The sequence below is a fragment of the Streptomyces sp. NPDC050617 genome (assembly GCF_040654795.1).
Classification (GTDB): Bacteria; Actinomycetota; Actinomycetes; order Streptomycetales; family Streptomycetaceae; genus Streptomyces.
In genome coordinates this window covers 18,738-33,141 of the sequence record NZ_JBFAIS010000001.1, presented here as the reverse complement: position 1 = coordinate 33,141, position 14,404 = coordinate 18,738, and the positions used below count along the sequence as shown (strand labels likewise).

Sequence of the window (14,404 nt, the reverse complement as noted above, 5' to 3'; positions counted from 1 at the left end):
CGGGTGCGAAACCTGGACGCGCCAGGCGGAGATATGAGTCGCGGGGCCCGTGCGGGGGCCGGGTGTGGGATCACGGGGCGTGTCACAGGACGTCGCAGAGGGAGCGGTCGCGGATCATCAGGGCCGCGCGTTTGCCGGGAAGTTCCAGCTCGGCGGAGAAGCGGAAGCCCGCGCCGAGGAAGGCGGCCACGGAGGGGGTGTTGCGGAGGTCCGGTTCGGCGATGATCCGGGCGCAGGAGGGACGGTGGTCCAGGACGTGGTCGGCCACGGCCCGGAGCAGGGTGGTGCCGAGCCCGCGGCCGCGTTGGGCGACCGCGCCGATGAGCAGGTGGAGACCGGTGTCGTGCGGTCTGGCCGGGTAGTAGCGGGCGACCGGGTCGAGATCGGCGCGGTACACCTCCCAGTAGCTCATGGGCGCCCCGGCGAGTACGCCGAGGCAGGGCACGCTGCGCCCGTCGCCGTCGAGCTGGGACCGGACATGGGCCGCGGTGGTCTCGGCGGGGCCCGCGAGCTCCCAGAAGGCGGCTACGGCCGGGTCGTTCATCCAGCCGGTGAGGAGGCGCAGGTCGCGTTCGAGGCGTACGGGAACGAGCTGGAAGGGGCCCGCGTCGGTGCCGACGGGCCCCCATGAGGCGAGCCCGTCGAGCAGGTCGGTGCTGTCGAGTGCATCGGAGCTGCGTAGCAGGTCGGGGCTGTCCGGCGGGCTGAGGGGCCCCTCGGGGCCGGGGCGGTCGGGGGTGATGAAAGCCGCCAGCTCCTCGGACAGGTTCAGGTCGATGGTGTCGTCGGCGTCGGGATCGGAGCCGAGGTCAGGGTCGGGGTCGGGGTCGATGGTGGTGCCGGTGCTTGAGTCGATGGGCTGCTGCACGGCGGCGCTCTCCTTCCGGGGTGGGCAGGGGTCAGGGGGCATGGCCGGGTGCTCGGGAGCCCGCGGTCAGCCCGCGGTCGGCGGGGCGGAGGGGGCAGTGGAGGCGGAGGGGCCGGTTGAGGCGGCAGGCGCGGAGGGCGGAGGAGGCGAGGAGGGTGCGCCAGGGGTGGTGCGGTGCTTCGCAGGCGCCCCCGGTGCGGTTGAAGAGGCGGATGTGACAAGGGGGTTGGCGATGGTGACGTAGACGGACTGGGTGTCGACCGGGCCCACCAGCTCGTCGAGCCCGCGCAGCCGGGTCAGCAGATTGGCCTTGCAGCGCAGGCCCGTGGTCTCCAGGAGGAGGGCGGGCAGCGGCGAGCGGGTGGCGGCGGGGCCGGTGGCCGCGTCGCGCAGGAAGCGGCGGAAGCCGGCCAGCAGAATCTGCTCGTCGGCGAGGCGCTGTGCGCCGAAGGCGCCGATCAGGCCGAGGACGTTGTTGATGCCGAGGTAGTAGGCGAAGCGCTCGTCGGCGACGTCGTCGGCCACGAAGGTGTCGCTCAGGCCGCCGATGCCGGGCAGCCTGCGCTCCAGTTCCTCCCGGCGGGACTCGCGGAAGTAGTAGCCCTGGTTGTCGCGGTAGCGGCCGCCGGCCGGCCAGCCGTCGCCGTCCAGGAGCACGAGGGTGTTCTGCTGGTGCGCCTCCAGGGCGATTCCGGCCTCGCCGTCGAGCCAGAGCACCGGCCGTACGACCGTTTCCAGGTACCGCAGGAACCACTCGGCGGCGACGGCGCCCGCGGGTCTGCCGGTGCGCGCGACGAGCCGGGCGACGATGAAGGCGAGCCGGGAGCGCATGGCCGACGGGTCCGGCAGGCCGGGCCAGGGCCGGGGCGAGGCGAGCCCGGCCACGCATACGGCGTCGTCGCCGGGCCCGAAGGGGTTGTGTCGGATGACGGCGTCGAGGCCGGGCAGCGGCTCGCCGTCGGGCGAGTCCACCGCGAGCCAGGCGGGGTCGCGGACGATGTCGAAGCCGGGCCCGGCGGGGCAGGCCGCACGCCAGCGCGCCGCGACGCCGCTGCGGAGCAGCCGGTGGACCTCGACGCCGCGCCGCAGCTCCTTGCGGAGGTTCTCCCGGCGGGAGTTGGTGATGCGCAGCCCGAGCGAGAGCTTCAGCATCGCGGCGGAGCCGGGGCGGTGCACGGTCCGCACGGAGGAGGTGGGGTGCCAGGGCTCGCCGTGCGGGCCGAGGTCGTGCAGCAGCCCCGCGTCGAGGAGCGCGGCGACGGCGGGGCGGTTGCGGATCTCGCGGGCCTGCCACGGGTGGAGCGGGAGGGCGGCGCTCTCGGCGGGCAGTTCGAGTCCGGGACCGGCCAGCCGGGCGGTGAGGCGGGCGGCGGTGACGGCCCGGCCGCGCTCGGTCCAGGCGGAGTCGGAGGCGAGTACGGAGCGGTGTACGGCCAGCCAGTGCAGGGGGAAGGAGCCGCGCAGCTCGGGCGAGTAGAGGCGGGCTTCGGTGTCGGAGAGGCCCTCGCGGCTCTTGGGGGTGGGGTGGAGGGGGTGGCCGAGGAGGAGGGACTGCTCGGCGGTGAGGAAGAGGTCGCCCGTCGTGGGGTCGGCGGGGGCCGCGCGCCGCTCCGCGATGAACTCCGCGGTGCGGCGGGTGGAGTCGGCGACGCGGCCGACGAGTTCGGCGCCCTCGGTGGCGGGGGCGCGGCCCTCCAGGGCGGCGCGGTGCGCGGCCTCACGGCCGAGCAGCGCGGCCACGGTGACCGCGTCGACGGGCGGGGCCCCGGCCGGGCTGCCCTGGAGCGTGGTAGGCCCGAAGCGGTGCCAGCCGGTGGCCGACCAGTACCGCACGGGTACGTGCAGCACGGTGCCGCTCGCGGTGAGCGGCAGGTCCAGGGTGTCGCGGTCCGGGCGCGCGGTGCCGTTCTCGCGCACCCAGCAGCGCAGCAGGTTCTCGACGGCCGCGGCGTCGGCGGCGCCGTACGGATCGGGGTGTTCGAGCGGATCGGCCGATGCGGGTTGGCGGCGCTCGGGGGCCGCCGCATCGGAGCGGCGGCCCTGTCGCGGTACCGACGGGGCCACGGCGGCGGACGCACCGTTTCCGGGAGATGCGTTCACTGAGTTCTGCCTCGCGATGTCGTCATGTCGTCACGTCTGGTCGTCTGGTCGTCACGATGTGCTGTTAGGTCTTGCTGCCGCGTCGTCTGTGCGGCGTCGTATCCGGGGCGCCGTGTCTGGTGGCGCCGTGTCCGTGGCCTCGTGTCCGCGGCGGCGTACTGCTACCGCTCTACTGCTTCGTACTGCCGCGATGCGGGCGCTGAATGGCGGCGTCGGCCGCCGCGACGGCGTCGGCGAGCCGGTCGAGGACCGCTTCCGCCTGTTCGTCGCTGATGGTGAGCGGCGGCAGCAGGCGGACCACGCCGGCGTGGCGTCCGCCGAGTTCGACGATCAGCCCGCGGCGCAGGCACTCCCGCTGGACCGCGGCCGCGAGCACGGGATCGGCCGGGTGGGGCCGCGCCCCGTCCTCGACCGAGCCCCCGTCCTGGATCGGGCGCCCGTCCTCGATCGGGCCCCCGTCCACGCTGCCGTCTCCGCCCCCTCCGTCCCCGGTTCCATCCCCGGCCCCGGCTCCATCACGGCCCACGCCCGGATCGACGAATTCGACGCCGATCATGAGCCCCCGGCCCCGCACGTCGCCGATCCGCTCGTACTCGTCCCCGAGCCCGCGCAGCTGGGCCGTCATGCGCTCGCCGAGCTGGGCGGCGCGCTCGGCGAGCCCGTTCTCGCGCACGTACTTCAAGGTCGCCGTGCCGGCCGCCATGGCGAGCTGGTTGCCGCGGAAGGTGCCGGCGTGGGCGCCGGGCCGCCAGGTGTCGAGTTCCTCGCGGTAGACGATGACCGCGAGCGGGAGGCTGCCGCCGATGGCTTTGGACAGGACCATCACGTCGGGGACGACGCCGCTGTGCTCGACCGCCCAGAAGGCTCCCGTGCGCCCGACCCCCGTCTGGACCTCGTCGGCGATGAGCGGGATGCCCCGGTCGGCGGTGATCTCGCGCATCCGGCGCAGCCAGCCGTCCGGCGCGGGGATCACCCCGCCCTCGCCCTGCACGGGTTCGACGATCATCCCGGCGGGCGTGCTCACCCCGCTCTTGGGGTCGTCCAGGAGGGATTCGGTCCAGCGCGCCGCCAGCCGCGCGCCCTGCTCGCCGCCGGTCCCGAACGGGCAGCGGTAGTCCTGCGGATAGGGCAGCCGGGTCACGCGCGCGCTGTGCGCTCCCCCGGAGACGGCGAGCGCCCCCGCCGTCATCCCGTGGTACGCGCCGGAGAAGGCGAGCAGCCCGTCGCGCCCGGTGGCGGTCCGTACGAGCTTGAGCGCGGCCTCGACCGCGTCCGTACCGGCGGGTCCGCAGAACTGGATGCGCGCGGAGTCGGCGAGTCCGGGCGGCAGGGTGGCGAACAGTTCGCTGGTGAAGGCGTCCTTCACCGGGGTGGCCAGGTCCAGTACGTGCAGGGGCGCCCCCGAGTCGAGCACGCCGCGGATGGCCTCCAGGACCACGGGGTGGTTGTGGCCGAGCGCCAGCGAGCCCGCGCCGGAGAGGCAGTCCAAGTACCGGCGGCCGTCCGCGCCCTCGATCGTCAGGCCCCGCGCGCGCACCGGCACGATGGGCAGCGAGCGGGCGTACGTACGCGCCGCGGACTCCCGTGACGACTGACGCCGCAGGATGGATTCGTGCGCCCCTTCTGGAGCGGCGGATTCTTGGGCGGCGGCCTCTGGGGCGACAACCTCTTGGGCGGCGGACTCTTGGGCGGCAGTCTCTTGGGCGGCGGATTCCGGAGCCGCGGGTTCCTGAGCAACGGACGGTTGCGTCACCGGGAGCTGGGTCAAGGCCACGACTCTGTGTCCTCCTGCTGCTGGACCTGCTGCTGAACGCCGGTCGGCTGTCCCCCGTATGTACCAACGACGTCGCGGGCCACGGATCACGGCCCGGAGCAAGATCCTTGGCAGCGGAACCGAGGACCCGCTCTCGGCCGTCTCCCACCGCACCGGCATAGTTGTGGCCCTCTGTCCCCACGCCGGGACGGACGTGCCGGCCAGGCATGACAAGTTCACATCACGCACGCAGAACAAAAGATCAACACGGGGAGCCCACTCCATGTCATCCATCCGCCGCCCAGTGCTGGCCTCGGCAGCGCTGGCCGCCGTACTCGCGCTGACCGCCACCGCCTGCGGCCCGTCCGACGACAAGGCGGCAGGCAGCGACAGCGCCTCCGCGTCGGCCGACCAGGGGGACAAGTCCGGCGGCTTCAAGCTGCCCAAGGACCTGCCGACGTCCCTGAAGGACCTCGACAAGTGGAAGAACGGCGCCTGGAAGAACTGGAGCAAGGACGACTGGCTGCGTGAGGCGCGGGACTTCGTCAACCCCATCATCAAGGGCCACTGGAAGCCCGAGACGATGAAGGACGCGCACACGAGCGACAAGACGCTCGGCACGAAGGACTTCTCGGACGACCAGGGCACCACCGACCCCGAGCCCAGCCCGGTGCAGGCCAAGCCCGTCGGCCTGCCGTACACGCGGAACGCGGCCCCGGTCGGCAAGGTCTTCTTCGACAGCCCCCAGGGCCACATGGTCTGCTCGGCGACGGTCGTGAAGGACCCCGCGCACCCCGGCAAGTCCAACATGGTGTGGACGGCCGGCCACTGCGTGCACGCCGGCAAGAAGGGCGGCTGGTACCGCAACATCGCCTTCGTCCCCGCGTACAACAACAAGGGCCTGCCGGCCTCGCAGCTGAACGCCGCCCCGGAGCAGGACGTCGCTCCGTACGGCGTGTGGTGGGCCGACTGGGCGCAGACCTCCTCGCAGTGGATCTCGCAGGGCGCGGAGTCCGGCGGCGCGGGCGCGCCGTACGACTTCTCGGTGCTGCACGTGAAGCAGGAGAACGGCACCGGCAAGTCGCTGGAGGAGACGGTCGGGACGGCGCTCCCGGTGGACTTCGACGCCCCGAAGGCGCCGGAGATCTCCAGCATGGGCGCCTGGGGCTACCCGGCCGCGCCGCCGTTCGACGGCCAGAAGATGTACGACTGCATCGACAAGCCGGGCCGGCTGACCCTGCGGGCCGAGCAGCCGACGATGTACCGCATCGGCTGCACGATGACGGGCGGTTCGTCCGGCGGCGGCTGGTTCGCGCGGGGCGCGGACGGCAAGCTGGCGCTGGTCTCCAACACCTCGATCGGCCCGGCCACGAGCACGTGGCTGGCGGGTCCGCGGCTCGGCCCCGAGGCCAAGGGCCTCTACGACGCGATCAGCAGGAAGTTCGCGAACCGCTGACCGTTCGGCAACGGGAAAGGAGCCCGGCCCCCACGGTGTGGGGGCCGGGCTCCTTTCCGTATGAGGCTCGTACGGGCAACGTCGCGCTACGCGGAAGCGGGCACGTACGGCTGGAGATCGGCGGCCAGCTCCTCATGGACGCGCGCCTTGAGCAGCGTGCCCGTCTCCGTGTGCTCCTCGGAGATGACCTCGCCGTCGGCGTGCGCCCGCGCGACCAGCGCCCCATGCGTGTACGGCACGAGCGCCTCGATCTCGACCTCGGGCCGCGGCAGCTGCTCGTCGATGAGCGCGAGCAGCCGCTCGATGCCCTCGCCCGTGCGCGCCGACACCGCGATGGCGTGCTTCTCGATGCGCAGCAGCCGCTGGAGGGCGACCGGGTCGGCCGCGTCCGCCTTGTTGATCACCACGATCTCGGGCACGTCCACCGCGCCGACGTCGCGGATCACCTCGCGCACGGCCGCCAGCTGCTCGTCCGGCGCGGGGTGCGAGCCGTCCACCACGTGCAGGATGAGGTCGGAGTCGCCGACCTCCTCCATCGTGGAGCGGAACGCCTCGACGAGGTGGTGCGGCAGATGCCGGACGAAGCCGACGGTGTCGGCCAGCGTGTAGAGCCGCCCGCTGGGCGTCTCGGCCCGGCGCACGGTCGGGTCCAACGTGGCGAACAGCGCGTTCTCCACCAGGACGCCCGCGCCCGTCAGCCGGTTGAGCAGCGAGGACTTGCCCGCGTTGGTGTAACCGGCGATGGCCACGGACGGCACCTTGTTGCGCCGCCGCTCCTGCCGCTTGATGTCGCGGCCGGTCTTCATGTCCGCGATCTCCCGGCGCATCTTCGCCATCTTCTCGCGGATGCGGCGCCGGTCGGTCTCGATCTTGGTCTCACCGGGACCGCGGGTGGCCATGCCGCCGCCGGAGCCCGACGAACCGCCGCCGCCCATCTGCCGGGACAGCGACTGGCCCCAGCCGCGCAGCCTGGGCAGCATGTACTGCATCTGGGCGAGCGCGACCTGCGCCTTGCCCTCCCGCGACTTGGCGTGCTGGGCGAAGATGTCGAGGATCAGGGCGGTGCGGTCGACGACCTTGACCTTGACGACGTCTTCGAGGTGGATGAGCTGGCCGGGGCTGAGCTCACCGTCGCACACGACGGTGTCCGCCCCGCTCTCCAGCACGATGTCGCGCAGCTCCTGGGCCTTGCCCGAGCCGATGTACGTGGCCGGGTCGGGCTTGTCGCGGCGCTGCACGACGCCGTCGAGGACGAGCGCGCCCGCCGTCTCCGCAAGGGCGGCCAGCTCCGCGAGGGAGTTGTCCGCGTCCTGAGCGGTGCCGGACGTCCAGACGCCGACCAGCACCACGCGCTCCAGGCGCAGCTGCCGGTACTCGACCTCGGTGACGTCCTCCAGCTCGGTGGAGAGTCCGGCGACGCGGCGCAGCGCGGCCCGCTCGGAGCGGTCGTACTGATCGCCGTCGCGCTCCCCGTCGATCTCGTGGCTCCAGGCGACGTCCTCTTCCATCAGGGCGTCGGCCCGAAGGCTCTCCGGGAGGCTCTGCCGGTTCTGCGCGTCCGGGGCGTCGTACGCGTCCTGGCGGTCCTGCCGGTCCTGGGAAAGGGAAGAAGAGGAGGTCATTTGATCCTTTACGTGTAGGGAATCTCATCTGGCACAACGCGCGGGAGGCCCGGCGGATTCCCGGGACCGGCCGCTTCGCCGACGTCATCGATGGTCCCATGCCGGGCCGGGGGCGTCACGCGGGTTTACGGGCGGCCTTCCAGTCCGGGTGGCCGGGCATGGGAGGGGTCTTGGCCCCGTACAGCCAGGGGTGCAGGAATCCGCTGAGATCACGCCCGGCGATCCGGGAGGCGAGGGCGGTGAAGTCGGCCGTGGAGGCGTCGGAGTCGCGGTGCAGCGCGACCCAGGCCCGCTCCAGCCGGGCGAAGGCGGGCGCGCCGATCTCCTGGCGCAGCGCGTAGAGGACGAGCGCGCTGCCGTCGTAGACGACCGGGCGGAAGATGCTGATTTTCTTGCCGGGGGCGGAGGCCTTGGGGGCGGCGGGCGGGCCGCCCGCGGCGCGCCAGGCGTCCGAGTTGCCGTACGCGGCGCGCATCCGCGCGGTCAGCGACTTCCTGGCCTTCTCCTGCGCGTACAGCGCCTCGTACCAGGTGGCGTGGGATTCATTGAGCCAGACGTCGGACCAGCGGCGCGGGCTGACGCTGTCGCCGAACCACTGGTGCGCCAGCTCGTGGACCATCAGCGAGTCGACGTACCAGGCGGGGTAGGCGGCGGCGTCGGTGAACAGCCGCCGTTCGAAGAGGGACAGCGTCTGGGTCTCCAGCTCGAAGCCGGTGTTCGCGTCGGCGATCAGCAGCCCGTACGTCTCGAAGGGGTACCGCCCCACCTTCCCCTTCAGCCACGCCAGCTGCTCCGTCGTCCGGGCCAGCCGCTTCCCGAACCGCTTCCGGTCGGCGGCGGGCACCACGTCCCGGACGGGCAGCCCGTGCGGCCCGGTGCGACGCAGGACGGCGGAGCGGCCGATGGAGACCTGGGTGAGCTCGGTGGCGACGGGATGCGCCGAGGTGTACGTCCAGGTGGTGGCCGCACCCCGGCTCGTGCGGCCGGCCGGGAGCCCGTTCGCGACGACCGTGAGGGCCTTGGGCGCGGTGACGTGGAAGGTGAAGAGCGCCTTGTCGGAGGGGTGGTCGTTGCAGGGGAAGACCTCGTGGGCGACGTCGGCCTGGTTGGCCATGGCCAGCCCGTCGCGGGTGCGCACCCAGCCGCCGCCCGCGCCGCCGCGCGGGTCGCTGGTGTGCCGGACGGTGACGCGCACGTGCTCGCCGGGCCGTACCGGGCGGGCGGGGGTCACGACGAGGTCCTCGCCGGCGGAGGCGAAGCGGGCGGGGCTGCCGTCGACGTCCACGGAGCGCACGGTGCCGTGCGAGAAGTCCAGGTTGAGGGTGCGCAGCCGGTCGGTGGCGCGGGCGTCGATGGTGGTGACGGCGTCCAGCGGCCGGTCGTTGCCGTGGTAGTCGAAGGAGATGTCGTAGGCGGCGACGTCGTATCCGGGGTTGCCGAGCCCCGGGAAGAGCGGGTCGCCGATCCCCCGCTGGGGCCCGTCGGACGGCGTCTGGGAGGACGGGCTCGCGGCCGCGACGAGGGCGACCATGAGGGCTGCGGTGAGGAGCGTACGGGCGGTGCGGCGCGCCGGGGCGCGTGCCCCCCGCGGCTTCGGGGCGCGTTCCCCGGCTGTGTGCGGCATGCGTCAACCGGTACCAGCGCGCGGGCCGCGGCCGCGGGCGGCGCGGCATGATCCCACCCGTACGAGCGTGCCGGGCGGACCGCCTTGCCGCCGGAAGCGGCGGGCTGCCCCGCCCCTTACGACCCGGCCGCCGCCACCTGCCGCACCGCGCGCGTCACGTCGTAGACCCCGGCCACCCGGCGCATGGCCCGCATCAGCTCCGGGAGCTGCGCGGCGGCGGGCAGTTGGAGCGTGTACGTATGGCGGACCCGCTGCTCGCGGGGGGCCTCGACGGCGGCCGACACGACGGCCGCGCCCGCCGCCGCGATGGCCTCGGTGAGGTCGGCGAGCAGATGCGGGCGGCTGAAGGACTCGGCGAGGAGGGTGACGCGGTAGCCGTGGCTCTCCTCGTCCCGCGCACCGTCCCAGCGGACGCCCACGGGGGCGCGCCCGGCGGCGGACATCCGGCCGACGGCCGGGCAGTGCGCGCGGTGCACGGTGACGACGCCGCCGCGGACCGCGAAGCCGGTGATCTCGTCCGGCGGTACGGGCGTGCAGCACCCCGCGAGCCGCACGGCCGCGTCCCCCCGGGCGGTGACGGCGGCGGGGCAGCTCGCCGGCCGCCGCTCCCCGTCGGCGGGCCGGTCCTCGCCCTCGGCGCCCGGCTTGCTCGGACGGCCGCCGGGCCGCACCGACGGCACGCGCGGGGCGGTCGGGTCCGGCGTCGGGTGGGCGGCCAGCCAGCGCCCGATGGCGATCCGCGCGGCGGGCGTACGGGCGTGCTCCAGCCAGTCCGGGGAGGGCCCGGAGGAGGCGTCGCGGGACATCAGCAGGTGCAGGGTGTCGCCGTCGCGCAGGACCGTACTGAGCGTCGCCAGGCGGCCGTTGACGCGCGCGCCGATGCACGCGTGGGCGGCCTCGCCGTGCTGCGCGTACGCGGCGTCCACGCAGCTCGCGCCGTCCGGCAGGCCGAGCGTGCCGCCGTCCGCCCGAAAGACCGTGACCTCGCGGTCCTGGGCGAGGTCGGCGCGGAGCGAGGTCCAGAAGGTGTCGGGGTCGGGGGTGGCGCGCTGCCAGTCGAGGAGGCGGGAGAGCCAGCCGGGGCGGGTGGGGTCCTCGCGCTCGCCGTCCGGCGCCGGGCGGGCGGGCCCCTCGGCCGCGGCGTAGGGGTTGCCGAGGGCGATCACCCCGGTCTCGGCGACCCGGTGCATCCGGTGTGTGCGGATGAGGACTTCGGCGACCTCGCCGCCGGGCCCGGCGACCGCGGTGTGCAGGGACTGGTAGAGGTTGAACTTCGGTACCGCGATGAAGTCCTTGAACTCGGAGACGACCGGCGTGAAGCAGGTGTGCAGCTCGCCGAGGACGGCGTAGCAGTCGGCGTCCTCCGCCACGAGGACGAGCACCCGTCCGAAGTCGGCCCCGGTCAGCTGGCCCCGGCCGAGCAGCACCCGGTGCACGGAGACGAAGTGCCGTGGCCGGACGTGGACTTCAGCCGCGATGCCCGCCTCGCGCAGCACGGACCGCAGGCCGGCGGCGGTGGCCTCCAGGGGGTCTTCGCGGGCCGCGTGGGCGGTGACCAGGTCGCGGGTGCGGGCGTACTCCTCGGGGTGCAGGATCGCGAAGACCAGGTCCTCCAACTCGCTTTTCAGCGCCTGCACGCCGAGCCGTTCGGCGAGCGGGATGAGGACGTCGCGGGTGACGCGCGCGATACGGGCCTGCTTCTCGGGGCGCATCACGCCGAGCGTGCGCATGTTGTGCAGCCGGTCGGCGAGCTTGATGGACATGACGCGGACGTCGTTTCCGGTGGCGACGAGCATCTTGCGGAACGTCTCCGGCTCGGCCGCCGCTCCGTAGTCGACCTTCTCCAGTTTGGTGACGCCATCGACCAGATAGCGCACCTCCTCGCCGAACTGCTCCCGCACCTGATCGAGCGTCACCTCAGTGTCCTCGACCGTGTCGTGGAGCAGGGAGGCGGTCAAGGTGGTGGTCTCCGCGCCGAGTTCGGCGAGGATGAGGGTCACGGCCAGCGGGTGGGTGATGTACGGCTCGCCGCTCTTGCGCGTCTGGCCGCGGTGCGAGGACTCGGCGAGTACGTACGCCTGGCGCAGCACATCGAGGTCGGCGCCGGGATGGTGGCCGCGGTGCGCCTTGGCGACGTGGTCGATGGCGTCGGGCAGCCCGTCGCGCGATCCGGGTCCGCTGAGCGCCGCGCGCCCGAGCCGTCTCAGATCGATGCGGGGGCGGCCGCGCCTGCGGCCGGGAGCGGCGTGGTTCGTGGCCTCTGCGCCCATGCGCACCTCCGGCAGCGTCGACCGGCGGTCGGCTGGCGCCTCCGGGCCGGTGATTGATGCTACCGACCCCATCACGCACCGCTCACCGGCTCTCGCCCAGAGTGAAACGGATCACCCATTCGAGCGAACAAGTGGTGCGCCCGGCGTTGTTCGCCTGGTACACGGGCGCGGCCCGGTGCGACGCGGACGGGGAAGAGGGCTTCAGGAGGCGAGCGCCGAATCCAGCCACGCCGGGTCGAGGAACCCCTCGGCGACGATCACGGCGGGGCCGGTCATCTCGATGGTCCCGTCCGGGTTCTCGGCGATCAGCAGCCGCCCGCCCGGCACGTCCACGGTGTACGTGACGGGCATCCCGGTGACGTACGGGTCGACGCCGTCGCGGCGGGCGGCGGCGACCATGACGGCGCACGCGCCCGTACCGCAGGACCGGGTCTCGCCGGAGCCGCGCTCGTGCACGCGCATCTCGACGTGGCGCGGGCCGCGGTCGACGACGAACTCGACGTTGGCGCCGTCCGGGTAGGCGGCGGCCGGGCTGACGACGGGGGCGGTGAGCAGGTCGCCCGCCTCGGCGAGATCGCCGATGAAGGAGATCGCGTGCGGGTTGCCCATGTTCACGTTGCGGGCGGGCCAGCGGAGGTCCCCGACCGCCACGGTGACATCGCCCTCCGGGAGCCGCGCCGCGCCCATGCCCACGGTGACGTCGCCGAAACCGCCGTCGGCGTCGTCCTTGGCGATGTGCACCGCGCGCACGCCCGCGCGCGTGGCGATGGCGAGGTCGCCCGCCCCGACGAGACCGGCGCGCTGGAGGTAGCGCGCGAAGACGCGCACGCCGTTGCCGCACATCTCGGCTACGGAGCCGTCGCTGTTGCGGTAGTCCATGAACCACTCGGCGGTGTCCGCCATCGGACGCGCCTCGGGGTGCGCTGCGGACCGTACGACCCGCAGCACGCCGTCCGCGCCGATGCCGGCCCGCCGGTCGCACAGCCGGGCGACGGCCGCCGGGGACAGCTCCAGCTGCCCGTCGGGGTCGGGGAGGATCACGAAGTCGTTCTCGGTTCCGTGTCCCTTGAGGAAGGCGATCCCTGTGGTGCTCACATGTCGATGGTAAGGGCTCGGAGGCCCTTTACCGCAGCCGGGCGACGCGCCATACGGCCAGCGAGACCAGGGCCACGGCGACGGCCGCGTACAGCGCCACGTACCGCCAGTCGGGGCGGCGGCCGGAGCCGCGGGGCGGCAGGCCCGGCCAGGTGTATCCGACGCGGCGGGCGGCCATCACGCCCCAGCCGGCCGCGCAGCAGCTGATGAGCAGCCCGAGCATGGCGACCACGCGGCCGCCGTCGCCGAACTCGAAGGCGAGCGGGAAGGCGAACATCAGCGAGCCGAGGGCCGCGAGCATGACGATCGGCGCGAGCTGCCAGATCCGCAGCCGGCGCTGGGGGCGCAGGTCGCGGAACGCCTCCGGGGCTGCGCCGGTCCCCTCCTCGGGGCCGTCGTCGGCCACTGCTCCGAGCCCGTCGTCGGCGAGGGGGCCGGGGCCGTCCGGAGCCGGCGTCCCCGGCTCGTTCCTCGGCTGCGGCTGCGGTCTGTCGCGAGGGCCGGCCTCCATCGCCACGCGCCCTCCCAACTCGGATTTCACGGCTCGTTACAGCTCGATCGGAGCTCGATGATGGCACGCTCACGGAGGCCGCAAGGCCGCCCGGAGCGTCCCGATGCCATCACGTGATCAGGCTGTGACCGTCCGTTCGACCAACGCCAACGCGTGCCCTTCCAGTTCCGTCCGCCGGCCGGCCGCGCCGCTGAGCCAGTGGACCCTCGGGTCGCGCCGGAACCACGAGTCCTGGCGGCGCGCGAAGCGCTTGGTGGCCCGTACGGTCTCGGCGCGCGCCGCCTCCTCGGTGCACTCCCCCGCGAGGTGCGCGAGCACCTGCTGGTAGCCGAGGGCGCGGGAGGACGTGCGGCCCTCGCGCAGCCCGACGCGCTCCAGTTCCCGCACCTCGTCCACGAGTCCGGCCTCCCACATGCGGTCGACGCGCAGCGCGATCCGCTCGTCCAGCTCGGGCCGGTCCACGTCGACGCCGATCTGGAGCGTGTCGTAGGCCGCCTCGTGGCCGGGGAGGTTCGCGGTGAAGGGGCGGCCGGTGATCTCGATGACCTCCAGAGCGCGCACGATGCGCCGTCCGTTGCCGGGCAGGATGGCGCGGGCGGCCGCGGGGTCGGCGGCGGCCAGCCGGGCGTGCAGCGCCCCGGAGCCGTCCCGCTCCAGTTCGCCCTCCAGCCGGGCCCGTACCGCCGGGTCGGTGCCGGGGAAGTCCAGCACGTCGATCGCGCCCTTGATGTAGAGCCCGGAGCCGCCGACGAGGACCGGGGTGCGGCCCTCGGCCAGCAGCCGGTCGATCTCGGCGCGGGCCAGCCGCTGGTACTCGGCGACGCTGGCCGCCTCCTTCACGTCCCAGATGTCGAGGAGCCGGTGGACCACCCCCTGGCGCTCCTCGACCGTCAGCTTGGCCGTGCCGATGTCCATGCCGCGGTAGAGCTGCATGGAGTCGGCGTTGACGACCTCGCCGCCGAGCCGGCGGGCGATGGCGACGCCCAGATCGGACTTGCCCGCCGCGGTGGGACCGACGACTGCGATGACCCGCGGTGCGGGAACTGCGCTGTTCACCGGGTCAGTCTCGCAAACCTCGGGCGCGCTCCTCGAATGAGCTACGTGA

Annotated in this window: 10 protein-coding genes; 1 reads left to right on the top strand and 9 read right to left on the bottom strand. The window is 73.7% G+C overall.

From position 1 onward, the window contains the following. Nucleotides 1-82 precede the first annotated feature (82 nt). The 3 genes from AB0I49_RS00155 to AB0I49_RS00145 form a co-directional block, all read right to left on the bottom strand. Nucleotides 83-832, bottom strand: coding sequence for a GNAT family N-acetyltransferase (locus AB0I49_RS00155; RefSeq protein WP_363224939.1), 750 nt, complete (start codon nucleotides 830-832; stop codon nucleotides 83-85). Between the two features lie 102 nt (nucleotides 833-934). Beyond that, nucleotides 935-2,932, bottom strand: a complete 1,998-nt coding sequence (locus tag AB0I49_RS00150; protein ID WP_363224432.1) for an IucA/IucC family protein — start codon at nucleotides 2,930-2,932, stop codon at nucleotides 935-937. Nucleotides 2,933-3,137: 205 nt separating this feature from the next. Continuing rightward, nucleotides 3,138-4,574, bottom strand: a complete 1,437-nt coding sequence (locus AB0I49_RS00145) for a diaminobutyrate--2-oxoglutarate transaminase family protein (protein ID WP_363224938.1) — start codon at nucleotides 4,572-4,574, stop codon at nucleotides 3,138-3,140. A 430-nt stretch (nucleotides 4,575-5,004) separates the two neighbouring features. Here AB0I49_RS00145 and AB0I49_RS00140 point away from each other — a divergent pair, with 430 nt between their 5' ends. Then, entirely contained in the window at nucleotides 5,005-6,177 is a 1,173-nt protein-coding gene (locus AB0I49_RS00140) for a hypothetical protein (protein ID WP_363224431.1), read from the top strand. Between the two features lie 86 nt (nucleotides 6,178-6,263). On the opposite strand, the gene hflX is transcribed toward AB0I49_RS00140, so the two are convergent. The 6 genes from hflX to miaA all read right to left on the bottom strand — a co-directional run bounded on the left by hflX (nucleotide 6,264) and on the right by miaA (nucleotide 14,355). Next, nucleotides 6,264-7,799, bottom strand: coding sequence for a GTPase HflX (hflX, locus tag AB0I49_RS00135; protein ID WP_363224430.1), 1,536 nt, complete (start codon nucleotides 7,797-7,799; stop codon nucleotides 6,264-6,266). Between the two features lie 115 nt (nucleotides 7,800-7,914). Further along, entirely contained in the window at nucleotides 7,915-9,330 is a 1,416-nt protein-coding gene (locus tag AB0I49_RS00130) for a M1 family metallopeptidase (RefSeq protein WP_363224937.1), read from the bottom strand. A 209-nt stretch (nucleotides 9,331-9,539) separates the two neighbouring features. After that, complete coding sequence (locus tag AB0I49_RS00125; RefSeq protein WP_363224429.1) at nucleotides 9,540-11,693, bottom strand: HD domain-containing protein; 2,154 nt, start codon at nucleotides 11,691-11,693, stop codon at nucleotides 9,540-9,542. 201 nt (nucleotides 11,694-11,894) lie between these two features. Next, complete coding sequence (gene dapF, locus AB0I49_RS00120) at nucleotides 11,895-12,788, bottom strand: diaminopimelate epimerase (RefSeq protein ID WP_363224428.1); 894 nt, start codon at nucleotides 12,786-12,788, stop codon at nucleotides 11,895-11,897. A 28-nt stretch (nucleotides 12,789-12,816) separates the two neighbouring features. Beyond that, nucleotides 12,817-13,299: a hypothetical protein gene (locus AB0I49_RS00115; RefSeq protein ID WP_363224427.1), complete on the bottom strand. Its 483-nt coding sequence runs from the start codon at nucleotides 13,297-13,299 to the stop codon at nucleotides 12,817-12,819. 117 nt (nucleotides 13,300-13,416) lie between these two features. Further along, complete coding sequence (miaA, locus tag AB0I49_RS00110; RefSeq protein ID WP_363224426.1) at nucleotides 13,417-14,355, bottom strand: tRNA (adenosine(37)-N6)-dimethylallyltransferase MiaA; 939 nt, start codon at nucleotides 14,353-14,355, stop codon at nucleotides 13,417-13,419. Nucleotides 14,356-14,404 lie beyond the last annotated feature (49 nt).